The sequence below is a fragment of the Croceibacter sp. genome (assembly GCF_002716225.1).
In the GTDB taxonomy this organism is placed as follows: Bacteria; Bacteroidota; Bacteroidia; order Flavobacteriales; family Flavobacteriaceae; genus Croceibacter; species Croceibacter atlanticus.
The window spans coordinates 1-25,621 of record NZ_PAZX01000006.1; the positions used below are offsets into that span (position 1 = coordinate 1).

The 25,621-nt window shown below is 33.6% G+C and carries 22 protein-coding genes and 2 rRNA genes; 15 read left to right on the forward strand and 9 right to left on the reverse strand.

The annotated features are described in order from the left end of the window. Both CL818_RS03440 and rrf read left to right on the forward strand, forming a co-directional pair. Window positions 1-363: ribosomal RNA gene (locus CL818_RS03440) — 23S ribosomal RNA — on the forward strand; the annotation flags it as partial. A 116-nt stretch (window positions 364-479) separates the two neighbouring features. Beyond that, a 5S ribosomal RNA gene (gene rrf, locus CL818_RS03445) occupies window positions 480-589 on the forward strand. 99 nt (window positions 590-688) lie between these two features. Here the strand turns inward: rrf and CL818_RS03450 are convergent. From CL818_RS03450 to CL818_RS03460, 3 genes are all read right to left on the reverse strand, one after another. Continuing rightward, window positions 689-2,713 carry a M3 family metallopeptidase gene (locus CL818_RS03450; RefSeq protein WP_286971532.1) on the reverse strand — a complete coding sequence of 675 codons (2,025 nt, stop codon included), beginning with the start codon at window positions 2,711-2,713 and terminating at the stop codon, window positions 689-691. 8 nt (window positions 2,714-2,721) lie between these two features. Then, window positions 2,722-3,213: a 5-(carboxyamino)imidazole ribonucleotide mutase gene (gene purE, locus CL818_RS03455; RefSeq protein WP_286971534.1), complete on the reverse strand. Its 492-nt coding sequence runs from the start codon at window positions 3,211-3,213 to the stop codon at window positions 2,722-2,724. A 6-nt stretch (window positions 3,214-3,219) separates the two neighbouring features. After that, window positions 3,220-4,377, reverse strand: a complete 1,158-nt coding sequence (locus tag CL818_RS03460) for a 5-(carboxyamino)imidazole ribonucleotide synthase (protein WP_286971536.1) — start codon at window positions 4,375-4,377, stop codon at window positions 3,220-3,222. Window positions 4,378-4,469: 92 nt separating this feature from the next. Between CL818_RS03460 and CL818_RS03465 the strand changes: the two genes are divergently transcribed. The 6 genes from CL818_RS03465 (at window position 4,470) to CL818_RS03490 (ending at window position 13,156) form a co-directional block, all read left to right on the forward strand. After that, a complete protein-coding gene (locus CL818_RS03465; protein ID WP_286971538.1) occupies window positions 4,470-5,573 on the forward strand; it encodes an adenylate kinase in 1,104 nt (367 codons plus the stop codon). An 84-nt stretch (window positions 5,574-5,657) separates the two neighbouring features. After that, entirely contained in the window at window positions 5,658-6,659 is a 1,002-nt protein-coding gene (gene obgE / locus CL818_RS03470) for a GTPase ObgE (RefSeq protein WP_286971539.1), read from the forward strand. Window positions 6,660-9,226: 2,567 nt separating this feature from the next. Next, window positions 9,227-10,084: a T9SS type A sorting domain-containing protein gene (locus CL818_RS13565; RefSeq protein WP_502692205.1), complete on the forward strand. Its 858-nt coding sequence runs from the start codon at window positions 9,227-9,229 to the stop codon at window positions 10,082-10,084. A gap of 47 nt (window positions 10,085-10,131) precedes the next feature. Then, on the forward strand, window positions 10,132-10,653 hold the full coding sequence (locus CL818_RS03480) for a DUF4136 domain-containing protein (protein WP_272973386.1): 522 nt from the start codon (window positions 10,132-10,134) through the stop codon (window positions 10,651-10,653). Window positions 10,654-10,703: 50 nt separating this feature from the next. After that, window positions 10,704-11,663, forward strand: coding sequence for a tetratricopeptide repeat protein (locus tag CL818_RS03485; RefSeq protein WP_013186882.1), 960 nt, complete (start codon window positions 10,704-10,706; stop codon window positions 11,661-11,663). Window positions 11,664-11,803: 140 nt separating this feature from the next. Then, a complete protein-coding gene (locus CL818_RS03490) occupies window positions 11,804-13,156 on the forward strand; it encodes a UDP-N-acetylmuramate--L-alanine ligase (RefSeq protein ID WP_013186883.1) in 1,353 nt (450 codons plus the stop codon). Between the two features lie 7 nt (window positions 13,157-13,163). Here the strand turns inward: CL818_RS03490 and CL818_RS03495 are convergent, their stop codons facing one another. After that, entirely contained in the window at window positions 13,164-13,775 is a 612-nt protein-coding gene (locus tag CL818_RS03495) for an FMN-binding negative transcriptional regulator (RefSeq protein WP_272973387.1), read from the reverse strand. 89 nt (window positions 13,776-13,864) lie between these two features. Between CL818_RS03495 and radC the strand changes: the two genes are divergently transcribed. Genes radC through CL818_RS03525 form a run of 6 tightly spaced genes read left to right on the forward strand, consistent with a single transcriptional unit; the run spans window position 13,865 to window position 19,378 of the window. Then, complete coding sequence (gene radC, locus CL818_RS03500; protein ID WP_272973388.1) at window positions 13,865-14,560, forward strand: RadC family protein; 696 nt, start codon at window positions 13,865-13,867, stop codon at window positions 14,558-14,560. Between the two features lie 6 nt (window positions 14,561-14,566). Next, window positions 14,567-15,853 carry a polysaccharide deacetylase family protein gene (locus CL818_RS03505; protein ID WP_286971544.1) on the forward strand — a complete coding sequence of 429 codons (1,287 nt, stop codon included), beginning with the start codon at window positions 14,567-14,569 and terminating at the stop codon, window positions 15,851-15,853. Further along, window positions 15,843-16,532: a YjjG family noncanonical pyrimidine nucleotidase gene (locus CL818_RS03510; protein ID WP_013186888.1), complete on the forward strand. Its 690-nt coding sequence runs from the start codon at window positions 15,843-15,845 to the stop codon at window positions 16,530-16,532. Before CL818_RS03505 ends, CL818_RS03510 begins: the two co-directional genes overlap by 11 nt. A gap of 37 nt (window positions 16,533-16,569) precedes the next feature. Next, on the forward strand, window positions 16,570-17,130 hold the full coding sequence (locus CL818_RS03515; RefSeq protein ID WP_272973390.1) for a hypothetical protein: 561 nt from the start codon (window positions 16,570-16,572) through the stop codon (window positions 17,128-17,130). Then, window positions 17,127-18,545, forward strand: coding sequence for a DUF5723 family protein (locus CL818_RS03520; protein ID WP_286971546.1), 1,419 nt, complete (start codon window positions 17,127-17,129; stop codon window positions 18,543-18,545). Before CL818_RS03515 ends, CL818_RS03520 begins: the two co-directional genes overlap by 4 nt. Further along, complete coding sequence (locus tag CL818_RS03525) at window positions 18,545-19,378, forward strand: hypothetical protein (RefSeq protein ID WP_272973392.1); 834 nt, start codon at window positions 18,545-18,547, stop codon at window positions 19,376-19,378. The genes CL818_RS03520 and CL818_RS03525 overlap by 1 nt, the downstream gene beginning before the upstream one ends. On the opposite strand, the gene CL818_RS03530 is transcribed toward CL818_RS03525, so the two are convergent. After that, the gene (locus tag CL818_RS03530) at window positions 19,372-20,649 is read right to left on the reverse strand and encodes a replication-associated recombination protein A (RefSeq protein WP_013186892.1); all 1,278 of its coding nucleotides are present in this window, start codon (window positions 20,647-20,649) and stop codon (window positions 19,372-19,374) included. The genes CL818_RS03525 and CL818_RS03530 overlap by 7 nt on opposite strands. 73 nt (window positions 20,650-20,722) lie before the next feature. Here CL818_RS03530 and CL818_RS03535 point away from each other — a divergent pair, with 73 nt between their 5' ends. Continuing rightward, the gene (locus CL818_RS03535; RefSeq protein WP_272973393.1) at window positions 20,723-21,454 is read left to right on the forward strand and encodes a rhomboid family intramembrane serine protease; all 732 of its coding nucleotides are present in this window, start codon (window positions 20,723-20,725) and stop codon (window positions 21,452-21,454) included. Here CL818_RS03535 and rlmB read toward each other — a convergent pair whose 3' ends face one another. The 4 genes from rlmB to CL818_RS03555 all read right to left on the reverse strand — a co-directional run bounded on the left by rlmB (window position 21,455) and on the right by CL818_RS03555 (window position 25,610). After that, on the reverse strand, window positions 21,455-22,192 hold the full coding sequence (rlmB, locus tag CL818_RS03540; protein ID WP_286971549.1) for a 23S rRNA (guanosine(2251)-2'-O)-methyltransferase RlmB: 738 nt from the start codon (window positions 22,190-22,192) through the stop codon (window positions 21,455-21,457). 66 nt (window positions 22,193-22,258) lie between these two features. Further along, window positions 22,259-23,203 carry a hypothetical protein gene (locus CL818_RS03545; protein WP_013186895.1) on the reverse strand — a complete coding sequence of 315 codons (945 nt, stop codon included), beginning with the start codon at window positions 23,201-23,203 and terminating at the stop codon, window positions 22,259-22,261. A gap of 18 nt (window positions 23,204-23,221) precedes the next feature. After that, window positions 23,222-24,091 carry a hypothetical protein gene (locus CL818_RS03550; protein WP_148232782.1) on the reverse strand — a complete coding sequence of 290 codons (870 nt, stop codon included), beginning with the start codon at window positions 24,089-24,091 and terminating at the stop codon, window positions 23,222-23,224. A gap of 16 nt (window positions 24,092-24,107) precedes the next feature. Continuing rightward, on the reverse strand, window positions 24,108-25,610 hold the full coding sequence (locus CL818_RS03555; RefSeq protein WP_272973394.1) for a SusD/RagB family nutrient-binding outer membrane lipoprotein: 1,503 nt from the start codon (window positions 25,608-25,610) through the stop codon (window positions 24,108-24,110). Window positions 25,611-25,621: the final 11 nt, after the last annotated feature.

Consider the following 25,621-nt stretch of genomic DNA (forward strand, 5'->3'; position numbering starts at 1 on the left):
GGCTGGAGAAGGTCCCAAGGGTTTGGCTGTTCGCCAATTAAAACGCTACGCGAGCTGGGTTCAGAACGTCGTGAGACAGTTCGGTCTCTATCTACAGTGGGCGCAAGAAACTTGAGTGGCCCTGACCCTAGTACGAGAGGACCGGGTTGGACGGACCGCTGGTGTACCTGTTGTTCCGCTAGGAGCATTGCAGGGTAGCTACGTCCGGATGGGATAAGCGCTGAAGGCATATAAGCGCGAAACCCGCCACAAGATGAGGTTTCTTTTTAAAGGCCGTGGGAGACGACCACGTTGATAGGCCATAGGTGTAAAGGCAGTGATGTCTCAGCCGAGTGGTACTAATAGCCTGTACGGCTTGCGCCAACAAAGCGTTCTCTTGAACTCTTTTCTAATCATCAATATTACGTGAATTCCGAATATGTCAAGATATTGATATGTCCTGATGCCTTCCATTGTGAAGGTCGAAGGAACAAACAGCACGAGGTGGCTGTGGCGGCGGGGCGCACCCCTTCCCATCCCGAACAGGACGGTTAAGCCCGCCAGCGCCGATGGTACTGCTATCCAGTGGGAGAGTAGGTCGCCGCCTTTCTTGACTCCCCTTCCTTTATTGGTAGGGGAGTTTTTTTGTTTATGNTTATTATGAAAAAAAGACCNAAGATTTTTCTTCGGTCTTTNTTNATAATATCATTTAATTTAATCCTGCNCTTTCAATTAAGCCTTTATTTGANGGGTTTTTACCTCTNAATTTTTNATAAAGAATTTCNGGAGATACNNTNCCTCCTTTTGAAAGTATATTTTCTTTAAAACTAAAAGATAAATCAGGATTAAATATTCCTTTNGTTTNAAAATAATCAAATGTATCTGCNTCTAATACTTCAGCCCATTTATAACTGTAATAGCCAGAGGAATAACCTCCTTGAAAAATATGNGCAAAAGAAGTACTCATTAAGTTATCAGTTGTTNCAGGGTATAGTTTTGTTGTTTTAAAAGAATTAAACTCTTGCTCACTAATAAGTTTTATTTTATTTGGATTAATATTATGCCAATCCATATCTAAAATACCAAAACTAATTTGTCTTAAGGTCTGAACCCCTTCTTGAAATTTATTTAATTCTTTAATCTTGTTAATAAACCTTGTGGGTATAATTTCTCCAGTTTTATAATGAAACGCAAATAATTCTAGTGCTTCTTTTTCATAACACCAATTTTCTAATAATTGGCTAGGTAGTTCTACGAAATCCCAAGATACTGACGTCCCTGATAAACTTGGATAAATTGTGTCTGCTAATATTCCATGAAGAGCATGACCAAATTCATGAAATAGTGTTGTTACTTCATTAAAGGTTAATAATGAAGGTTTGTCCTTAGATGGTTTTGAGAAATTACAAACATTAGAAATATGAGGNCTGTGATTAATTCCATCTTTAATATATTGAGACTTAAAAGAGGTCATCCAAGCACCTGGTCGCTTGCCTGATCTAGGATGGAAGTCAGCATAAAANAGTGCTTTGAACTTACCTTCTTCATAAACCTTAAACGTTTTTACATCTTCGTGATATTTTTCAATATTAAATACTTCTTCAAATGTTAGATTAAATAGTTTTTCTGAAATTTTAAAAACTCCACTAATTACATTTTCAAGTTTGAAATATGGTTTGAGTTCTTCATCATCTAAACTGAAGCTCTGTTTTTTTAATTTTTCTGTATAATATGCACCGTCCCATTTTTGAAGCTGATCTATATCATCTAATTTTTTAGCAAAATCTTCTAATTCTTTGAATTGTTTAATGGCGACAGGTTTAGCTTTTTCTAATAAATCATTTAAGAAGTTATAAACAGTATCTGGATCTTTTGCCATTCGTTCTTCTAATACATAATCAGAATGTGTTTTGTATCCTAATAACTTTGCTCTTTTATATCTTAGAGAAACAATTTTTAAAACATTTACCTCATTGTTATACTCATTGTTTTTATAACATCGAGAGCCATATGCTAANGACATTTCTTTTCTGAGTTCCCTGTTAGAAGCGTACTTCATAAAAGGAACATANCTTGGGTAATGAAGAGTAAATATATAGCCTNGTTTNTTTTGTGATTTAGCTAATTCTTTAGCATCATTCAAAATAGATTCAGGTAAACCTTTTAATTTTTCTAAGTCTGTAATGTGTAATTGAAAGTTGTTAGTTTCTGCTAAAACATTTTCTCCAAATTTCAATTTTAATTTTGAGAGTTCATTATCTATCTCTCTNAGCTTTTTTTGATCTTCAGCATTTAAGTTTGCACCATTACGTGTAAAGCTTTTATATTTTTTATTTAATAACATTTCTTGCTCTTCACTTAAGTTGAATTTCGATTTGTTATTATAAACAGCTTTAACGCGTTCAAATAATGCTTTGTTTAAAGTTATATCATTTCCAAATTCCGATAATAGTGGAGAGATCTCTTGAGCTATTTTTTGAAGATTCTCAGATGTTTCTGCAGAATTTAAATTAAAGAAGATACTAGTAACTCTATCAAGTTGCATTCCGCTAAACTCTAAAGCTTCTATAGTATTTTTGAAAGTTGGTTCATCCTTATTGGAAGTAATTGCATCAATTTCTGCTTTTGTTTCTTTAACTAGTGCTTCTATTGCTGGCTTAAAGTGTTTATCTTTTATACGAGAAAAAGGAGCTTCGTCAAATTGTTCTAATAAAGGATTTTTGTCTTGTGTCATATATTAGTTTACTTATTAGTACTTATGGATTTTGCGCCATCAATTACCTTTTGTTTCAAACTTTCTTTATAGTCAATAATTGTTTCAAGTATTTCAGNATTACTACTACCTATAATTTGAGCGGCAAGTATTCCTGCATTTTTAGCTCCGTTGAGAGCTACTGTTGCTACAGGTACGCCTCCAGGCATTTGTAAAATAGAAAGAACAGAATCCCAACCATCAATTGAATTGCTTGATTTTACAGGAACACCAATAACAGGTAAAGGTGAAAGTGAAGCAACCATTCCTGGTAAATGTGCTGCACCACCAGCACCAGCTATAATTACATTTATGCCCCGATTGTGAGCATTCTTACTGTAATCAAATAATTTTTCTGGTGTTCTGTGAGCAGAAACAATATCAACTTCAATATCTATATTAAATTCCCTTAAAATATCTATAGCGTCTTGCATAACTGGCATATCGCTAGTACTTCCCATGATAATTCCAACTTTTGGCATAATGACTTATTTAGAAATAACTTTAATTTTTTGTTTTACTTTTTCAGCAACTCGTCTTGCTTCATTTATGTCCTCATCTATAATAGTAACGTGTCCCATTTTTCTAAATGGTCGTGTTTCACGTTTACCATATATATGTGGCGTTACACCATTTAAACTCATGATGTTCTCAATATTTTCGTAATACACTTGGCCAGTATAGCCTTCCTCACCAACAAGGTTTACCATAACACTCCCAACTTTACTTTTTGTNCTTCCNAAAGTTAAATTTAAGATAGCTCTTAAGTGTTGTTCAAATTGATTTGTGAAGCTACCTTCTATGCTAAAATGNCCTGAGTTATGTGGTCTTGGCGCTACTTCATTTACTAGTATCTCATCGTTATGTGTCTGGAATAACTCTACAGCTAAAATACCTACGTGCTCAAAAGACTCAGAGACTTTTTTAGCCACAGNTCTAGCTTTGTCNGCAATANTTTTTTCTATCCTTGCAGGACATATAACATATTCTACTTGGTTAGCTTCAGGATGAAATTCCATTTCCACTACGGGATATGTTTTAACATCACCTTTAGGATTTCTTACAACAATTACTGCAAGTTCATTTTTAAANGGAATCATTTCCTCTGCTATACAAGAAACCTCGGGTAACGGTATAAGATCTTCATCATCTCTAATAACGCTCACACCTTTACCATCATAACCGCCTTCACAACTTTTCCATACAAAAGGAAAACTATGTTCTTTTCTAACTATAGCTTCAGTTAAGAGTTGTTTGGTTTCATAGCGTTTAAATTGAGCTGTAGGTATACCATTAGATTCGTAAAACTCTTTTTGTACACCCTTGTTCTGTATTTTTCTAAGTGTTTGAGCAGAAGGATATACTGTTTTNCCTTCTTTTTCTAATGCTTCTAACGCTTCAANATTAACAGCTTCTATTTCAAAAGTTAAGACATCAACTTGTTTTCCAAAGTTATAAACTGTGTCATAATCCATTAAACTACCTTCTGTAAATTTATTACATGAAATTTTACAAGGAGCTTGAGGATTAGGATCTAGTACATGNGTCCTAATATCGTATTTACGTGTTTCGTATAATAACATTTTACCTAGCTGGCCTCCGCCAAGAATACCTATAGTAAAATCTGAAGAAAAGTAGTTGTTCATAGCTTAAATGTCTTGCGTAAAAATAATTCTTTCTAAAGGAATAGCCGAATGAATATGAGGTAAAAGCCGTAATCATTATCTTTGCCGTCTCTATGGTAAAATTACACGACAAACAGTTTGAGAAATTTATAGGCAATGATGCTATTAATCACGCTATCAATGGNATTGCNGTAAAATTAAATGATGAGCTAAAGGATAAACGACCTGTATTCTTAACAGTATTAAATGGCGCATTTTTGTTTTCTGCAGAAATAATAAAACGCTTTAATTATGAGTGTGAATTAAGCTTTATAAAGGTAGCGTCTTANGAAGGAATGCAACAGGGCGAGATCACAACAGTAATGGGNGCAGAGCCTTCTCTTAAAGGACGNACAGTTGTAGTAGTTGAGGATATTGTAGATTCTGGNAATACGATTGAAGCTATTATGCAGATTCTTGATAATGAAGGTGCAGAAATTATAAAAATAGCAACTCTTTGTTATAAACCATCTGCATACGGTAAGCATTACAAATTAGATTATGTAGGCTTAGANATAGATAATACATTTATTGTAGGATACGGTTTAGATTATAAAGGTCTAGGCAGAAACCTAAAAGATATATATAAACATAAACCAACAAAAATGACTAACATCGTTCTATTTGGCCCTCCAGGCGCAGGAAAAGGAACTCAAGCAGAAGTATTAAAGGAAAAATATAACCTTGTACACATATCTACAGGAGATGTGTTTCGCTATAATATTAAAAATGCCACAGAATTAGGAACACTTGCTAAATCTTATATGGATAAAGGACACCTAGTTCCAGATGAAGTTACTATTAAAATGCTTAATGCCGAAGTAGATAAAAATGCAGACGCAAACGGTTTTATTTTTGATGGTTTTCCAAGAACAGAAGCACAGGCAGAAGCTCTTTCTAAATTAATGGATGAAAAAGACTCGCAAATAGATGCTATGATTGCTTTAGAGGTAGAAGATGAAGTTTTAGTACAGCGCCTATTAGAACGNGGTAAAACTTCAGGCAGAAAAGATGATGCCAANGAGGATGTTATACGAAACCGAATTAAAGTGTATTATAATGAAACTGCAATTTTAAAAGANTACTACCAAAAGAANGATAAATACCATGGTATAAATGGTGTAGGTAGTATTAATGAAATTACAGAAAGACTAAGTAAAGCTATAGATAAGCTTTAAAAAATATCGAATTTTTTATTTCGAATATGGTATGATGAAGTTTACTTCTTATATTAAATATTCATCACTATAAACTATCACCCAATGACTGAAGGAAATTTTGTTGACTATGTAAAGCTGCACCTTAAATCTGGTAAAGGCGGACAAGGATCTGCACACATGCGCAGAGAAAAGTATATAGAAAAAGGAGGCCCAGATGGTGGTGATGGTGGTCGTGGTGGTCANGTNATTATTAAAGGAAATAAAAACCTTTGGACATTATACCACCTTAAGTTTAAAAGACACATTAGTGCTGGCCATGGAGAACATGGTAGAAAACAAGAAATGTCTGGCGCAGATGGTGAAGATCAATATATAGACGTGCCACTAGGTACGGTTATAAGAGATAAAGAAACAGAAGAAATTCTTCATGAAGTCATTAATGATGGCCAAGAAATAATNATTGCAAAAGGAGGTTTAGGCGGCCGTGGNAACACACACTTTAAAAACAGTGTAAATCAAACTCCTAGNTACGCACAACCTGGTTTAGAAGGNGAAGAAATAGATGTTACTGTTGAGCTTAAAATACTAGCAGATGTTGGTTTGGTAGGTTTTCCNAATGCAGGAAAGTCTACATTATTGTCTGTAATTACTGCTGCAAAACCTAAGATTGCCAATTATGAGTTTACAACNTTAAAGCCAANTTTGGGTATTGTAGAGTACCGAGATTACCAGACCTTTGTAATGGCAGACATTCCTGGAATNATTGAAGGTGCTGCAGAAGGAAAAGGTTTAGGGCATCGCTTTTTAAGACATATAGAACGNAACTCAACCCTATTATTTTTAATACCTGCAGANGCTCCAGATATTGTTGAGCAGTATCAGGTATTGTTAGATGAGCTACGCCGTTACAACCCAGAACTGTTAGATAAAGACAAGCTTATTGCAATATCTAAAAGCGATATGTTAGATGAAGAGTTAAAAGGAGAGTTAGACGCTTCAATTAAGGGTAAATTTAATAACGTTCCTTATTTATTTATTTCATCTGTTGCGCAACAAGGGCTACAACAACTTAAAGACAAGCTGTGGCAAATGCTTAATAATTAACTTGTTGTATTAAATTAAGGTTTTTTTAACATTTGAGTTTGTATTTTGTATGCTAATTAACTTAGCATATGAAACAANTNCTACTTTTAATTAGTCTTCTTTTTACATCAATATTTTATGCACAATGTCCTACAGGAAATTTTGCAGATTTAAGAACACAAGCCGATGTCGATGATTTTGGCGCCAACTTTCCAAACTGTACCACACTTATTGATTTAAGAATAGGGACAACTGCAGTATCTACAGATCAAATTACAGACCTTTCGCCACTTTCTTCATTAACTACTGTTCAAGACTTACTAGTTATAGAAAATGATGATCTTTTAAACTTAAACGGTTTAGGAAATATAACTGTAGAGAATCTTACTATTACTCAAAATGAATCTTTACAAAGCATTTCTACTAGTCAAATTGAAGTCACCTCTCAACTAAGAATTCTTGATAATCCCTCATTAGTTAGTTTAGAAGGTTTTGAAGGAACAACAATGTTACAAGTTTTAGAGATTAGTAATAACCCTATAACTTCTCTTTCAGGATTAGATAATCTCACAACTGTAACATTTTCTGCAGCAATTAATGACAATGACGCTCTATTAAACTTATCTGGTCTTGGAGGCTTAACCTTAGCTCGCGGATTAAGTGTAAACCAAAATAATAATCTTCAAAATTTAAATGGAGTTGGAATGCTTACTGTTGATAATTTAGGTATAAGCTCTAATGTTGCTATGTCTGAAATTTCTACAACGACGAGCATAAATGTTACTGTAAATTTAGAAGTGAATAATAATACTTCCTTGGATAATTTTACTGGCTTAGAAGAGACAACTCACCTTCAAGATCTTCGCCTTTCAAACAACGCCATAACATCATTTACTGGATTAAATAATCTTGTGGAGATAAGTGATTTTTTCAGAATTATACAATCTCCAAATATTACAAACTTTACAGGTTTAGATAATTTAGGAATTATAGAAAGTTTAGAAGTTAATAATAATAGTAGCCTAACTAACCTTAATGGATTGCCTGATGCTACCTTGTCTTTTGTCCTTATAAGCAATAATCCTGTACTACAGCAAATTGCGACAACAAATACATTACAGGTGACAGAAAGCTTGCAGGTTTTGTTAAACGACGACCTAAATAACTTACAAGGACTTGAAACAACAACAAGCTTAAGTAATGTCTCAATTAGTAGCAATACTATTTCTTCTTTAGTGGGCTTAGAAAATTTAACTGAGGTAACAGGGTTTTTAACTATAGCTTCTAATATTATATTACCTAACCTTACAGGCCTTACCAATTTACAGAGTGTAATGACATTAGTTGTAGAGTTTAATGAGGATTTGATTAACTTAGATGGTTTGGGTAGCACTACTATTCAAGAGTTAGCTGTTACAGATAATCCATCAATGTCTTCAATAGCATTAACAAGTGAACTTGAAGGGATGCAAGAAATTGAAATAGTGGACAATGCTCTGTTAACAGATCTAACTGGATTAGAGAATATTGTTTCAACCTCATTTATCGGTCTTAGCGGAAATGGTATAACATCACTAAATGGGTTGCAAAATTTAGAGAGCGTTCAAAATTCCTTTATTATAAATACTAACGATATGTTACCCAACTTGAATGGTTTAACTAGCCTTCAATATGTTGAGTCACTTACCGTAGGTCTTAACGAGACAATGGTTAATTTAAATGGTGTTGGTGATATACAGGTTGCAGCATTAAGGCTTACACTTAGTCCTAATGTACAACAACCATTAACGCAAGGTTCAATAGCTGTAACATCTAGCATAGCTATTGAAGATAATCCTAATATCACAAACTTAAATGGGTTAGAAACTACAACTCAAGTTAGTTCTATTAGTATTGAAAGAAACCCTTTATTATTTAATATTAATAGCTTGGAAAATGCAACTGTAGTAGGAAATGTGCAAATTATAGATAATGCCGCGTTGTCTAATTGTAGTATAGAGAGCTTTTGTCTGGCCATTGCAGCAGGAAATACAAATTTTAATATTGCCAATAACGCAACAGGTTGTAATTCATTACAAGAAATTGAACAAGGCTGTATAGGTGTTGTTAACTCTCTTACAGGAACTATTTCTTTCGATATAGATAACAATGGCTGTAGTACAGGAAACACACCATCAGAAGGCATACTTGTTAGTGTAGAAAATTCAAACGGAATACTATCAACACTTACAGATAGTAATGGTAACTATGTGTTATTATTATCTGATAATGAATATACGGTATATATAAATGAACAATCTTTACCAAGTGATGTTTCGTTTTCTCCTGCAAGTCAAACTGTTTTATTCACAGAATCTGAAACAGAGGTAACTGCAGATTTCTGCCTAACATCTTCAAGTTCTTATGACGACCTAGCAGTTTCAATTTTTCCATTAGAAGAAGCACGACCAGGTTTTGAAACAGATTATTTAATCAATTTTGAGAATAACGGAACTACAGTTTTAAATCCCACTATAACTTTAATGTTTGAAGATACTAAGATGAATTACCTTAGTAGTACACCTCAAGAGACTTCAGTAACTAGTAATATGGTAACTTGGAGTTTTAGCAACTTGCAGCCATTTCAAAGTGGCTCTATTGTGTTTACTACAGACATTTTTCAGCCACCAACAGTTAATGGAGACGATATCCTAAGCTATACAGTAACAATATCTCCAAACTCAAATGATGCTATTCCAGAAGATAATAGTCAGGTTTTCGAGCAAATAGTAGTAAATTCTTTTGATCCAAATGACAAGCAAGTAACACAAGGTGAAAGTATTTTAGAAGCAGAAGTGCCTAATTATTTAGATTACCTGGTTCGTTTCCAAAATACAGGTACAGCAAGTGCTGTAAATATAACAGTAACAGATACATTATCTAATAATTTACAATGGGGAACTTTAAAAGCAGTAGCTTCTAGTCATGAGTACAGATTAGAGGTAGAAGATGGAAACATTGTAAAATTTATTTTTGAAGATATATTTCTTCCTGCAGAACAAGATGACTCAGAAGGTAGTAACGGGTATGTTGCATTTAGAATAAAGCCAGTAGCAAGCCTTACAATTGGAGAGTCTGTAGAAAATACTGCAAATATCTTTTTCGATTTTAATGAGCCAATCATCACCAACACTGTAACTACAGAGGTAGTGGCGCCACTTAGTGTCCCAGAAACTAGTATGCCCGAAAATATATTGATTTATCCTAATCCAGTAAATTCGTATTTAAATGTAGAAACTGTTTCAGGTAATACAGTCACATCAATAGTAGTAACAACGTTAACGGGGCAACGTTTATTAACATCAAAGAACACCTCTATTAATTTAACTTCTCTAACTAAAGGTATTTACTTTGTGACAGTTACAACCCAGCAAGGAAAATTTATAAAACGAATAATAAAAGATTAAACAATCTTGGTTTAATTTTTGAATACATTTACTAAAAATTAAAAACTATGAGAGGTTTAAGTTTACTTTTTGTTGCACTATTAGTAATGTCTTGCGGTGGTCCTAAACCGATTGTAGATTATGATAGTGAAGCAAATTTTTCAACCTTTACGACGTATAATATTTTTCCAGACATACAAACAAACTTGAGCCAGTTAGATGAAAAGCGATTATATAGTGCTTTAGATGATGCTTTAAAGGAAAAAGGAATTACTAAATCAAGATTTCCAGATCTTTATATAAATGTATATACTTTACAGTATGAAGATGTAAACCCAAACACAATTGGTATTGGTTTTGGTGGTGGCGGTAATGTAGGCGTTGGCGTTTCTGGTGGCATTCCGTTAGGTAAGAGTAGAGTTAACTTTCTTAAACTTACGCTGGATATTATAGATGAGTCTTCAGATAATCTTATTTGGCAAGCAGTTTCAGAACAAAAGTTTAATTTAAACACCTCTCCAGAGTACAGGTTAAATTACTTTAAGAAATTAATTTCAAAAATGCTTAAAAGCTATCCACCTAAAGAATAATCTGTATTAGTTATTTAAAATACTTATCCCCAATTTACGTTAAGAAACCTATGAGATATATAATTTTAGCAATCATACTTTGCTTCTCGCTAAATGGTGTTGCGCAATCTAATTATGAAAAAGGACTGCAATCATTTAACAAAGAGAACTATAATACAGCTAAATCTTACTTTCAGGCTTATCTCAAGGAAAATCCAAATCACAAACAAACAAAGGAATACCTTGGTGATATTGCTGGTCACTCTAAAGATTGGGACACCGCTTTAGATTATTATAAAGAGCTTTTAGACGCGTCTCCAAAAAATGCCAATTATCACTTTAAATATGGAGGTTCACTAGGACTTAAATGTCTTGAGATGAATAAAGTTAAAGCTGTGTTTTATATAGATGATATTAAGTACCACTTAAATGAAGCAGCTAAACTGGACCCTAACCATATAGAAGTAAGATGGGCTTTGGTTGAACTTTATATACAGTTGCCAGGCATATTAGGTGGAAGCGAGTCTAAATCTCAGGAGTATGCAGAGCAGCTTTATAAGATTAGTCCTGTAGATGGGCACTTGTCTAGAGGATATATAGCAGAATACAGTAACAGACCTAAAGATGCAGAAGTACACTATAAAAAAGCTATAGAGATTGGTGGCTCTCCTCACACGTATGAGAAACTAACTAAACTTTACGAGGAAAACAATGAGCCAGAAAAAGCTGTAAATACATTGGAAGACAGCTTGAAAAAATATGACAGGAATCAACTTAATTACCAAATTGCAAAAATTTGCGCCCAATATAATATTAAGCCACAAACTGGTTTGGTGTATGCAGACAGATATATACAAAATCACTCCATAAAAGATGGCGTACCATTAGACTGGGCGTATTTACGAAAAGCACAAATGTATAGGCATATGGGTAATAGGAGCAAAGCCTCATATTGGATTCAGGAAGCCTTAAAAGATCGTTCAGACTTTAAAGAAGCACTACAAGAACGCTCACTAATTCTAGATATGTAGTTGGGCAAGCCGCCATTTATAAATGGCGTCGGGCTTTCGCTACTCACTTTTTTGCAAACAAATGCAAAAAGAGTTTAAACACGCGCTCAATCCCTCTTGCATTTTTTATTTTTACATCATCATATAACAAATTGTAAATTATGAATATTCACTTTATTGCAATAGGAGGAAGTGCTATGCACAATTTAGCCTTAGCATTACACCATAAAGGATATAAGGTTACAGGAAGTGACGATACTATTTTCGAGCCTTCAAAATCTAGATTAAGTAAGCATAATTTACTGCCAGAAACATTTGGGTGGTTCCCAGAACGTATAACCAATTCTTTAGATGCTGTAATATTAGGAATGCACGCAAAAGCAGACAATCCAGAATTATTGAAAGCAAAAGAATTAGGACTTAAAATTTACTCCTACCCAGAATTTCTTTACGAACAATCTAAACAAAAAACACGTGTAGTTATTGGTGGCTCACACGGTAAAACTACCATAACAGCTATGATCTTGCATGTTATGAACTACCATGATAAAGAGGTAGATTATATGGTTGGTGCGCAATTAGAAGGCTTTGATACTATGGTGCACTTAACAGAAGAAAATGATTTTATCGTGTTAGAAGGAGACGAGTATTTATCTTCACCTATAGACAGACGACCAAAATTTCACTTATACAAACCCAACATAGCATTACTTAGCGGTATTGCTTGGGATCATATAAATGTTTTTCCAACATTTGAAAACTACGTAGAGCAATTTAAAATCTTTGCAGATTCAATGTCTCGAGGTGGTATTTTAGTATACAACGAAGAAGATCCAACTGTAAAGCAAGTTGCAGAAGAGGCTACAGCTCCAACTCGCAAACATGCGTATACAACAGCAGCTTACTCTGTGGAGAATGGTAAAACATTATTAGAAACTCCTGAAGGCCCTATGCCAATTGAAATATTTGGGGCTCATAACCTTAATAATTTAGCAGGTGCCAAATGGATATGCCAACATATGGGCGTAGACGAAGACGAATTCTATGAAGCAATATCAACTTTTAAAGGTGCATCTAAACGTCTTGAGAAAATTACAGAAAATAATAATGCCGTTGTATATAAAGATTACGCCCATAGTCCTAGTAAAGTAAGTGCAACCACAAAAGCTGTAAAAAATCAATATCCAGACCGCAAATTAGTAGCTTGTTTAGAGTTGCACACCTACAGTAGTTTAAATGCTGAATTTTTAGACCAATATGAAGGAGCTTTAGATGCTGCAGACAAAGCTATTGTGTTTTACTCACCAGATGCTGTTCAAATTAAGCAGCTAGATGAGGTGAAGGCAGAGCAGATTAATGAAGCTTTTAAAAGAGATGACTTGGTAATTTTTACAAATCCAGCAGATTTTAAAACGTATTTATATGCACAAGACTTTAAGGATAGTGTACTACTATTAATGAGTAGTGGTAATTATGGTGGTTTAGATTTTAATGAGCTAAAGTCTGTAATATAGAGTACAGTTAACTGTCAAAAATTGAGTTAATGTAATTTAGTTTGTGTGTTGGTTCAGAGTTTTCTAAAGCACTTTTAGCAAGCATTTGTTCAGCGTTAGGTTTATCTTGGCTTATTTTAAATTTGCCTTCCCAAGAAGTAATGTCTACTTCAAAACCTTCAATAAAATCTATTAAACGCTCCATTCTTACATCGTTTTTGTCTAAAACAAACTTTTGTTCCAAACCTTCTAGTTGAGCAGTCATATTTACTATTGATTCCTTTACCTCATTAGCATTTTCAATTTTACTTACACTACCTTCAATATGTATTTTAATGTAATTCCATGTAGGTAATTGTTTGCTTTCAAAAATACTTGGTGAAATATATGAATCTGGGCCATTAAAAATGATTGTACAAGGATTGCCATTAGATAGTAATGAGGTTTGCGGATTTGCTTTGTCTATATGACCAATTAATTTGCCAGCACCTTGTTTGGTTTCCTTGTAGGTTAGTGGTAAATGCGTCACTAAAACCTTGGCGTCTTTTACAGAAATCACAGTAGCTAAAGGGTAGGCTTTAATAGTAGAAATAATGTGTTTAAAATTAGTTTCCTGATAATGCTTAGGTGGATAACTCATAATTAATTAAAACTATAACTGTTTAGGTAAAACTAGTGTAAATGTAGTCATTCATAAATTTCATATCTTTAAAACAACCAATTTTAATTATGGAAGGAAAATCTTCATTTCCTATTACCACTTGGGCCTTAGATGATCGCCCTAGAGAAAAACTACTCCTAAAAGGAAAAACAGCATTAAGTGATGCAGAACTTATTGCAATACTTATTGGCTCAGGAAACAGACAGGAAAGTGCTGTAGAGTTAAGCAAACGTATACTTGCAGACTTTCATAATAACTTAAACGAGTTAGGTAAGCAATCTGTAGAAACCTTAACAAGTTATAAAGGCATTGGTGAAGCAAAAGCAATATCAATTGTAGCGGCTATGGAGCTAGGACGAAGAAGACGTTCTGAAGCTGCTTTGGAGCGTAAGGTTATAACATCAAGCGCCTCTGTCTTTGAGCTTATGCAACCTATAATAGGAGATTTAGAGCACGAAGAGTTTTGGGTTGTATACTTAAATAATAGCAATAAAGTAATTCAACAAACGCAATTAAGCAAAGGAGGAATTACGGGTACTTTGGTAGATGTTAGGCTGTTATTTAAAATGGTCTTACAAGTAGGTGCAGTTGCAATAATTTTAGTTCATAACCATCCTAGTGGCACTTTAAAAGCAAGCCAAGCAGATAAGCAACTTACTGAGAAATTGAAACTTGCAGGACAGAGTCTAGACATTAAAGTATTAGACCACGTAATTGTAACCCAAAAGGCGTATTTTAGCTTTGCCGACAATGGTATCTTATAGTTCGCAATGTTATTAGTCTTCACCAAAAAACAAACGCCAAGAATAGTTTATACATTTAAGCATATCTGTACCCATATGCTTGGAGTAGAGGTAAAGTTTACATCAAAAATAGAAGATTTTATTGGTCATGATGGTCCTAAAATGTCTTACGGAAGACAACCCTTAGGAAATGAATTGTTTTTTCAAAACGTACCCTTATTATTTGAACAAGGTTTTAGTGATATAGAGCCTACAGTACAAGAATGGGGCAGCACAGTCGGGTTTTTTAAGGTTACAGACAAGAGTGCATTGCCGTATGATATTTTTGCAGCATCATTCTATTTATTAAGCCGTTATGAAGAATACTCACCACATGTAAAAGATAGTGAAGGCCGTTTTCCTGCTACAGAAAGTTTAGCTTATAAATCTAATTTTATTCATCAACCTGTAGTTGATTTTTGGGTCGAACGTTTTAGGTCTGTACTAAAAGAACGCTTTAATACAATAACATTTAAAAATAAATTATTTAAGCTTAGTACAATTGTTGCTGTAGAAGAAGCATACAAATACAAGCGAAAAGGCATAATGAGGTCTGTTGTAGGAGGTTTGAGAGATTTAGCGACTCTTAGGCTAGGCTCAGTTTTTAATAGGTTGAGAACCCTCTTGTTTTTAAAGAAAGATGATTATGATGTGTTTGAGAAGCTAGTAGATTTTTCTAAAAAACATAATGTCAAGTTTAAATATATGTTTCAGCTTAGTGACTTTTCTGCTAAGGATAGAAATGTAAACCACAACAGAAAAAACTTTCATTCCCTTATAAAATCTATGGCAGATTATAATGAGGTCGGATTGTTATCTGGACATAACTCTACTATCGAAAAATCTGTGCTTAGAAAAGAAAAGAAACGCTTGGAAAATATTATGAATAGGCCACTTAAATCTATGCTTAATGCAAAGTATCCTATGAACTTACCGGAAACTCAAAACCATATTGCAGATTTAGAAATTCCTCATACGTTTTCAATGGGATATCCAGAGTATGTTGGTTTTAGAGCAAATACGTGTTCTCCATTCCTGTTTTATGATATAAATTTAGAGCGTGTTACACCAGTAAGGCTTCATCCTTATGTGTTTAATAGTTTATGTGTAAGTCCAGAAAATTTCAAAGAAGTTTCAGAAAAATTGCTACAAGTTAAATCTGCAATTAATAGGCTAGAAGGAGAAATGAACTTGGTGTTTAATAATATAGATTTTTCAACGCAAACCACAGCAAATGCTTATCTTGATTTAATAATTCAACTTAATGAAACTTAAAGATAAAAAGCATATTTTTTTCGATTTAGATCATACCCTTTGGGATTTTGAAAAAAACTCTGCACTTACATTTCAGCATATTTTCAATTCAAATAAAGTAAACCTATCATTTAATGATTTTATAAATGTTTACAGTCCAATTAATTTTGAATATTGGAGATTGTACAGAACCAACCAAGTTTCTAAAGAAGAATTAAGGTATGGTAGATTAAAAAAAACGTTTGATAAATTAGGTTACACTATAAATGACACCCTTATTTATAAATTATCTAATGATTATATAGAGCATCTTTCATCATTTAACCATCTTTTTGAAGGTACGTTTGAACTTTTAAACTATTTAAAACCAAATTATAAATTGCATATAATCACAAATGGTTTTAATGAGGTACAGCAAAAGAAAATGCATAACAGTAAAATAAACGATTATTTTGATGTGATTGTCACTAGTGAAATGGTAGGTGTAAAGAAGCCAGACCCAAAGATTTTTGAATATGCACTTGAGCAGGCAAACGCTACTGTAAATAATAGTATAATGATTGGTGATAGTTATGAAGCAGATATCTTGGGCGCAAATAACCTAGGTATAACATCTATTTACTATGACGTGCATAACGATAATGTGCCTGATACTCAGATTAAAGTAGACAATCTTTTAAGTATTATAACGTTTCTTTAATTAGGAAAGTTTTATTAAACATATATCTTGTTAAACTATGCTAAAGTCCCGTTACATCATAGTTTTGGTAATGTTATGTCTTTGTTTTAACCTCTCATCTTGTGTAGATGATGTAGATTTTGAACAAGGAGAAGCATTTACATTTTACCAAAACAATACTATCTCTCTAGTCTTTTTTGAGGTAGATGATCTAGATTTTACAAACCCAGTAAATAATGGTTACGTAACAGATGTAACTAGATTAGATTTTCTAGATGATGGCTTTATTCAAGAAAATTTAGTGGCGTTAGAGCTTTATATTGAATACAATAACACCTTTTCCCAAGACTTCAATACCACGCTTACGTTTTTGTCTGAAGCAGATGAAGAAAAATATCCAATTAATTTTGTGATAAACGGAAGCCCAGATGGCACTGTAGAGCAAACTATACATATAGAGCAAGTACCAGTAAACATGTTAGACAGCATAAGGCAATCTATTAAATTACAGGTTGAAATTGAGTTGATAGATAATGGTATGCCAATTCAAGGTGATTTAAGCTTAAGATCTAAAGCAGATTTTACTTTAGAAGTTGGAGGAGAAAGTACTGGCGGATGAAAAAATGTGTAATCCTACTTTGTTTATGTGTATTAAGTAGTTTTTTAACTGCTCAGAATAAGCAATTACTATATGGCGTAGATGGTTTACCGCAAACTTTAATGCTTAATCCAGGAAGTAATATTACTTTTAATAAACATATAGGGATTCCCTTTTTCTCTCAAATTCATGTAAATTTTGGTTCAACAGGCATTAATGCTTTCGATATTTTTGAAGACTCTCAAGTAGTTTCAATAAACCAAAGAATTTTAAACGTATTAAATAGAATTTCAACAAACGATTTTGTTGAGGTTAACCAGCAATTTGAAATACTATCCTTTGGCTGGCAAAACAATAAAAACTATTATTTTTCTGGTGGTCTATATCAAGAGGTAGATGCTATTTCTTACTTGCCTAAAAACTTTGCATTATTGGGTTACCAAGGTAATGCAGGAAGTAATATTGGCAAACCCTTTTCATTTAACGAAATTAAAGCACAAGGTGAAGCGGTAGCTGTTTGGCATTTTGGGGTCAATAAAAAAGTTTCTAAAGACTTGAGATTGGGAGGTCGTTTTAAGATTTATTCAAGTCTTGTAGATTTTAGAAGCACAGATAATAAAGGAACATTTATTACAGAAGAAACCCCAAACGGTCCTAATTTTTACAAGCACTCATTACTAAATGCAAATGTAAAAATACAAACATCTGGGTATTCAGAATTAAATAATTTACCAGAAGGAAGTACGCCAAAAGATGTTTTTGGTGTATTAGCTGGACGTTATTTTTTTGGAGGAAATCTAGGACTTGGCGTAGACTTAGGCTTAACCTATACTCTTAACGATGCGTGGTCTTTATCTGCAAGTGTTCTTGATTTGGGTTTTATTTCTCACACAAAAAATGTAGAGACTTATAGAGCTTCAGGAAGTTATGAACTTGATGGTATAGAGCTAGAGTTTCCTGAAAATAACAATGATCCTGCACCTCCATATTATCAACAACTTAGTGATGCTATTGAAGCTGCAGTACCAATTGATACATTAACAACTAATTATACAACATTAAGACCAGTAAAATTAAATGCAGGACTTAACTATGGCTTTAGTAATACTTATAGAGCTTGTAACTGTTATGCTACAGGAGATGAGCTTTATGATAACAATGTCGGTCTTCAGTTATATGCTGTAAAACGGCCAAGAGCTTTTTCTGGAGCTGCTACTCTGTATTATGACAAACGTATTACAAATGGTTTAAGAGGTAAGCTTACCTATACTATAGACGCCTTTTCATACACTAATATAGGAGCTTTAATTGCGGTAACTGGTAAGACGTTTAATTTTTACATAGCTGCAGATAATTTATTGAGTTATAGAAATCTTGCCAAAGCAAACGCCTTATCTTTACAATTAGGTTTTCAATTTATTATAACTAAAGAGTGATGAAATATATCTTAAGCTTTATGTTCGTGTTTCTTAGCATGACATTAATTGCACAAACTTCTATAAATGATTATAAGTATGTAGTGGTTCCTAAATCTTATGAATTCTCACAAGAGCAGGACCAATACCAACTAAATTCACTTTCAAAATTTTTATTTGAGAAACACGGTTTTAATACTATCATGGAAGGTGATAATTATCCTACAGATCTTGCTGAAGATAGATGTTTGGCATTGTATGCTAACGCTATAGGTAATTCTGGATTATTTGTAACAAAAGTTAGTATAGAGCTGCTGGATTGTAATGGAGACCTTGTATATATTACAGACGAAGGAACAAGTAAGGATAAGCGTAAGGGACAAGCTTATATAATCTCTACAAGAGAAGCTTTTAAAAGCTTAGAAACCTTAAATTATTCTTATAACGAAGAAAAAACTTCAAACTCTAACAAAGATTCCACACCAAAGTTTACAGATAAGGAGATTGCAGCTAAGCAAGATATAGATGTAAATGAACCTATAGCGAATAAAGCAGAAAGTACGATTGCAGAAGAAAAAATTGAAGTTGTAAAGCCTCTTGGAGTTACCAAATATAAACGAGGAGATTCTATTGTAAGCTTAATAAAGACAGATGGTGGTTTTGAATTAAGAGCTTCAAATTTAAACAACAAAATAATTGCTAGTTTATTAATTAGTGGCCAGGACAATGTGTTTCATTATTTAAAAGATAAGAATACTAAGGGTATCGCATATTTTTCAATAAATGGTAACCTAAATATTGAATATTTAGATTCAGACAATGTTTTGGTATCTCTTAGTTATGAGCTTCAATAGCTATAATGTGAAGACCAACGTTGTTTTAAGAACTCTTTAATCCCAGACTCTCTTGCATTATTGCCAGGCTTAAATAGTACTGTGCCTTTTAATTCCTCAGGTAAAAAATTAGCTTGAACAAAATTACCTTCATAGTCATGTGCATATTTATAGGACTTAGAATAGCCAAGTTCTTTCATAAGTTGTGTGGGCGCATTCCTAAGCTCTAATGGCACAGGTAAGTTTCCAGTTTGTTTTATTAAACTTTGCGCTTTCTTAATAGCCATATAACTCGCATTACTTTTAGCAGAAGTTGCTAAATAAATAACACATTGGCTTAGTATTATGCGGGCTTCAGGATAACCGATTGTAGTAACAGCTTGAAATGTATTATTAGCAATTACCAATGCTGTAGGGTTTGCATTACCAATATCCTCAGATGCTAAAATTATAAGACGTCTTGCAATAAATTTTACATCTTCGCCGCCTTCAACCATTCTCGCAAGCCAATATACAGCTGCATTAGGATCACTTCCTCTAATAGATTTAATAAAGGCTGAAATTATGTCGTAATGTTGTTCTCCTGTTTTATCATACAGAACAGTATTTTGCTGCACATTTTTTAAAACAAAATCATTTGTAATTACAACCTTTTCTGATGCTGAGGTATTAACTAGAAGTTCAAATATATTAAGTAGCTTTCTAGCATCGCCGCCACTAAGTCTTAATAATGCTTCTGTTTCTTTTAGTTCTATGTTCTTTTTAGAAATATAGGGATCTTCAATTATAGCTTTATTAATTAATTGTAATAGATCCTCTTTACTGAAAGGCTTTAAGACATAAACCTGACATCTAGATAATAGTGCAGGTATAACCTCGAAACTAGGGTTTTCTGTAGTTGCTCCTATTAATGTTACCCAACCCTTTTCTACAGCGCCTAAAAGAGAATCTTGTTGAGATTTACTAAATCTATGAATCTCATCTATAAATAATAAAGGGTTCTTACTACTAAACAAGCCATCACTCTTTTTAGCTTTTTCAATAACTTCCCTAACATCTTTTACACCACTATTTATTGCACTTAAGCTATAAAAAGGACGATCACTTTCATTAGCTATAATATTAGCTAATGTTGTCTTTCCGACGCCTGGTGGACCCCAAAAAATTAATGAGGGTAAAACGCCTGCTTTAATTTGTTTAGATAAAGAGCCGTCTTGTCCTACTAAATGCTTTTGGCTAATATAAGAATCTAAAGATTTTGGTCTTAACCGTTCTGCTAAAGGTGTATTCATAAACGCAAAAGTAAGTATTCGTGACATTATTACAGAATGTTTAAATTGGTAATACTTTTGCTAGTGTAACCTTATGAATAGAAACGGCCAACTTACTTTTTCACTATATACAATTCTTGTTCCATTAAGTTTTGTGCTACTAATGTGGGTGGTGTTTTGGTTTGAAATTAGATTTAATTATAATTTCAATAATTTTGGAGTTCAGCCACAAACATTAAAGGGATTAAGAGGTATAATATTCTCACCATTTATACATAGTGATCTAAGTCACTTATGGCATAATACGTTACCCATTTTAATATTAGGTACAGCATTGTTTTATTTTTATAGGTCCAAGGCTATAAAAATTATGATTTTTGGATTACTAATTACGGGACTTATAACTTGGCTAATAGCAAGACCATCTAATCACATTGGTGCTAGTGGTGTTATTTACTTTCTGAGTAGTTTCTTGTTTTTTAAGGGTATTTGGTCTAAACATTACAGATTAATTGCTCTGTCATTAGTTGTAATCTTTATTTACGGAAGTTTAATATGGGGTACTTTACCTAATGCAGTAGCAGAAAATGTTTCTTGGGAGGGTCACTTATCTGGATTATTAACTGGAATTTTTGGAGCTTTAATCTTTAAAGGAGTGTCTTTAAAAAAGGAAAAGTTTATTTGGGAAAAGGCAGATTACAATGAAGAAGAAGATGAGTTTATGTCACATTTTGATGAGTCTGGGAATTTTGTTGAAAAAACAGAAACAGAAGATGAAGACTTAGATATTGAGTACCATTATATAGAAAACAAAAAAGACAGTTAATTACTGTCTTTGTCTTATAGCTTCATAAAGAAATGCACTAGTAGCAACAGATACATTTAGAGATTCAATTTTACCCAATAGTGGTAGTTTAGCTTTGTAATCTACTATCTTTAAAACTGAAGGATTTATACCACGACCTTCACTACCCATTATTAAAGCATGAGAACCTGTTAAAGGTACATCGTAAATTGTATTGTCTGTCTTTTCAGTAGCAGCTACAATCTTCACATCACAACTTTGTAAATAATAGATTGCATCTTTAATATGATCTACTTTACATATAGGAATATTAAAAATAGCTCCTGCCGATGTTTTTACTGCATCTGCAGTGATAGGAGCAGAGCCTGTTTTAGGAATTATAATAGCAGAAACACCAGTGCATTCTGCGGTTCTTACAATTGCACCAAAATTACGAGTATCTGATATTTGATCTAACATTAAAAAGATTGGAGACTCAATATCCTTTATTATTCTATTTATAGTTATTTCAAAATCCTGAAATGATATAGGTGCCACTTTAGCTACAGCACCTTGATGGTTCCTTCCTTTACTTAACTTTTCAATTTTAATTTCAGGAACATAAGAACTGCTTATTCTTTTAGATTTTATTAGTGATTCTAACTCCTTAAAAAGATCTCCTTCTAATTCTTTTTGAAGGTATACCTTTTCAATATCCTTACCGGCTTCAATAGCTTCAATAATTGCTCTTAATCCGTATATTTTAGTGTCTTCTGTCATAGGGTATAAAGATAAAAAAAACACCTCTTAAAAAGAGGTGTTTTAGTATTATAAAAATGAGTGTAATTACTCAGCAGCAACTACGGTACCTTCTGCATCAGCAATAGTATAATTTCCGCCAGCTACGTTTATTGTAGCAGCTAAGAATAAACCATCGTTTAATCCAGCAGGAGCACTAGTTGGGCTATCTGAAGTATATACATTGTACTCTAAAGTTGTAGAGATTACACCTACTTTTCCTAAAGTTAACTTGAAAGGAATAGCAAATGGAGCAAGAGGAGTTTCACCTGGCGCTACATCATATAGATCTACAAATACTTGGTAATCACCATCAGCTAATTCACCAAAAGCATAGTTAACTTCTGGACAAGCTGCAGAACCTGCAACATAACCAACTGGATTAAGGAATAAATCGAAATCTACGTGATCACATAATCCTTCAGTTAAAGATTCTTCTTCATTATCTGCGTTTAAGAAACTGTAAGTAACATCACCTTCCCATTCAAGTAATGCACCAAAACTAGTGTTAGCTGCGTTGTTGATGTTAACAGTAATAGTAGAAGTAGATGGGTTTACAAAACTTTGACCACTTCCTGTACTTCTTAATTCAAAAACAACAGATTCGCTAGCATTAGTATCTAAATCGATAATAGCACTTACTGGAATCTCGTGAGAAGTTTGTCCAGCAGGAATTACAATATCAAAAGATGGAGTTGCTCCAACACCATCATCTGGTGAGTTGAACGTTCCGTTTCCTGATACGTTATAATCTGCAACAACAGCATCACCACTTACTGGAGTTAGTACTAAATCAATTGGATCTCCAATTGCACGACTAACAGTAAGGTTAATGATTGCAGCATCTCCAGCTTCATCAATTGTGATGCTCTGGTTTACTACATTAACTTCTGGTTTGTTTGGATCTGGATAACTTTGATCGTCATCCATACAACCTACAGCAAAAATAGATAAAGCTGAAAGTAATAATATATTCTTAAATGTATTTTTCATGTTTTATGTTATGTTTTGTTATAGTCTTGTATAAGTTACATCGTGTCTTAATGGACCTGATCCAAAAGTAATGATGTAAGACATGTCAAAGTTTAATGTTTCTAAGTCAACTAATCCATCAGGACCATCTAAGTTAACACCGTAAACTTCGTTACTGTAAAATCCTTGAGCAAGACCTTGGTTAGGTACAAATACTTCACCACAAATAACTTCAAAGTTCATTGATGTATCTGGAGCAATAGTGTTTACACCCCAAAATCCAGTACTTTCAGTAAGGAATTGGTTTGGAGCAATCCACTCAATTACTTCGTTACCATTGTAGCTACCACCATCTTCTCTAGTTAACTGTACAAAATAGTCTGTGAAGTTATTATCCTCCTGAGCTAATTGAGAGTTACAACCAACAAACGTAATTGCAATTCTGCTATTACTAGCTGCAACTACAGCAGGAGCTCCAGTAGAATCTGCAGCAGTAAGATCTAAAACTAATCTTGTTGGCATTGTCTCATTAAGACCACCAGTGTTAATTAATAAATTAAATCTTCCAAAATCACTACCAGCTGGAATTGTTAAAGAACCGCTGTTATCTACAAAGTCAAACTCGACACCTTCTGTTGCAGAAGATAATTCAGTGTTTACAGTGTAAGATACTGTAATGTCCTGTGAAGGATCACTACCATCTTGACCACCGATTACAACTACGTTGTAACCAGCTTCAATAGGTCCTATATCCTCAAAATAACTTTCGTTTGCTACTTGTTGGCTAAATCCAATTGTGTATGGAGTGTTAGCTACTGCTTCTAAAGTCTCATCAGTATCATCTACTAAACAAGATGTAAACATCGTTGAGCAGAACACTGTAAGGGCTAAAAATTTTAAATTTTTCATATTGCTTTTTTTTTAATTAATTCTGTGTTGAATCCCAAAATATATACGTATTAAAAGCATCATCAGTTTCCTGTGCTGGCTTATTAGCAGCATTTGCGATAGATTCAGATGATGGGTATAATAAACGCGTTGGTTTTTTATCACGTTGCGCGTTGATTGCTAAAGGTACTTGTGGGAAGTTAGTTCTATTCATATCTATGAAAGATTCAATAGCATTAATTCCGTTAGTAGCAATCCACTTTTGAGTCATGATAGCTTCAATTTTGTTAGCACTACCATCCCAACCAATTTCATCAACTCCATCACTGTTAGTAATGTATGCTTCTGCTTGAGCTCCTATTCCTAATTGGTCAAAAGAACTTCTGATACCGTCTTGGAATAAACCTTTAGCATCTCCTGCGATATATCCTCTAAATACAGCTTCAGACTGTAAGAAAAAGCTTTCTGCTGCAGAAAATAATACACCATCTTGACTAGCATCAACTAAAAGACCTTCACCAAGTGGAGAAATTTCGTCTGGAACACTAGGATCATTACTATCAACACCTTGTTGTACACCTTGTACTTCACCATCAACCGGAGTATATAACTCGTTAATTCTTGGATCAAGAATACCAGTTAATGTACCATCTAAATATTGCTCAGCATAAAGAGAAGCAACGATAAAACGGTTAGAAGTTGTTTGAGAACCATCTACGTTAAATCCGTAAGTAGCATAGAAAGGATTTTGTCTTCCTGTATCGTTAGCATAACCTGGATTAATTGCAGCTGTAGTTGTGATGAAAGAAGCATCTTGTAATGCTTGGAACTGTGTTGCTAAATAAGAAGCAGTTTCTCCATCAGTTTCAGCTAATGTAGATTGTCTCATTAAGATACGTAACTTAAGAGTATTTGCAAAAGTTACCCAGTTTGTCATATTACCATTGTAAACAACATCTTCAGAACCTACAGGGTTTGTAAGGTCAGTATTATTGTCTATTAATGCTAATGCTTCATCAACTTCTGTAATTAATGCACGGTAAATTTCCATGTCATCATCATAAGTAGGAGTTGGGTTATCACCACCTTGGAAAGCTTCAGTATAAGGAGCATCACCGTAAAGGTCAACAACATATTGCATGTAGTAAGATTTCATAATCTTAGCAATAGCTTTGTGATTTTCGTAGTTTTCGAAATCTGCATCAATCATTGCTTGGAAATTAGCAACGTTTAAGTAGATACCATCCCAGATAAAGTTATAGAAAGTACTTGTAATAATTAATTGGTACTCTTCATTAAAACCACCTGTAAAGGCGTTAATGTTACCAGCCCAGTTGTTCATCATAACATTACCTAAACGGTTCATGTTATTAGATTGAGATGGGAATGAACCTGTCATAGCGCCAGCTAATATTAAGTCTGGTGTTACCTGAGATTCAATAGGATCGTTTAATGGATCATTGATGTCCAAGTAATCTTCACACGATTGGAATGTTCCAACGGCTAAGATTAATGTAAATAAATAAATTATTTTTTTCATGTTATTATGAT

What these genes read in the sequence shown, in the direction of transcription:
- CL818_RS03480 (WP_272973386.1), top strand. Translation starts at nt 10,132, where the DNA reads ATGAGAGGTTTAAGTTTACTTTTTGTTGCACTATTAGTAATGTCTTGC.
- CL818_RS03490 (WP_013186883.1), top strand. Translation starts at nt 11,804, where the DNA reads ATGAATATTCACTTTATTGCAATAGGAGGAAGTGCTATGCACAATTTA.
- CL818_RS03510 (WP_013186888.1), top strand. Translation starts at nt 15,843, where the DNA reads ATGAAACTTAAAGATAAAAAGCATATTTTTTTCGATTTAGATCATACC.
- CL818_RS03550 (WP_148232782.1), bottom strand. Translation starts at nt 24,091, where the DNA reads ATGAAAAATTTAAAATTTTTAGCCCTTACAGTGTTCTGCTCAACGATG.
- CL818_RS03525 (WP_272973392.1), top strand. Translation starts at nt 18,545, where the DNA reads ATGAAATATATCTTAAGCTTTATGTTCGTGTTTCTTAGCATGACATTA.
- CL818_RS03535 (WP_272973393.1), top strand. Translation starts at nt 20,723, where the DNA reads ATGAATAGAAACGGCCAACTTACTTTTTCACTATATACAATTCTTGTT.
- CL818_RS03495 (WP_272973387.1), bottom strand. Translation starts at nt 13,775, where the DNA reads ATGAGTTATCCACCTAAGCATTATCAGGAAACTAATTTTAAACACATT.
- CL818_RS13565 (WP_502692205.1), top strand. Translation starts at nt 9,227, where the DNA reads ATGGTAACTTGGAGTTTTAGCAACTTGCAGCCATTTCAAAGTGGCTCT.
- CL818_RS03530 (WP_013186892.1), bottom strand. Translation starts at nt 20,649, where the DNA reads ATGAATACACCTTTAGCAGAACGGTTAAGACCAAAATCTTTAGATTCT.
- CL818_RS03515 (WP_272973390.1), top strand. Translation starts at nt 16,570, where the DNA reads ATGCTAAAGTCCCGTTACATCATAGTTTTGGTAATGTTATGTCTTTGT.
- radC (WP_272973388.1), top strand. Translation starts at nt 13,865, where the DNA reads ATGGAAGGAAAATCTTCATTTCCTATTACCACTTGGGCCTTAGATGAT.
- CL818_RS03520 (WP_286971546.1), top strand. Translation starts at nt 17,127, where the DNA reads ATGAAAAAATGTGTAATCCTACTTTGTTTATGTGTATTAAGTAGTTTT.
- CL818_RS03555 (WP_272973394.1), bottom strand. Translation starts at nt 25,610, where the DNA reads ATGAAAAAAATAATTTATTTATTTACATTAATCTTAGCCGTTGGAACA.
- CL818_RS03485 (WP_013186882.1), top strand. Translation starts at nt 10,704, where the DNA reads ATGAGATATATAATTTTAGCAATCATACTTTGCTTCTCGCTAAATGGT.
- CL818_RS03505 (WP_286971544.1), top strand. Translation starts at nt 14,567, where the DNA reads ATGTTATTAGTCTTCACCAAAAAACAAACGCCAAGAATAGTTTATACA.
- CL818_RS03545 (WP_013186895.1), bottom strand. Translation starts at nt 23,203, where the DNA reads ATGAAAAATACATTTAAGAATATATTATTACTTTCAGCTTTATCTATT.
- rlmB (WP_286971549.1), bottom strand. Translation starts at nt 22,192, where the DNA reads ATGACAGAAGACACTAAAATATACGGATTAAGAGCAATTATTGAAGCT.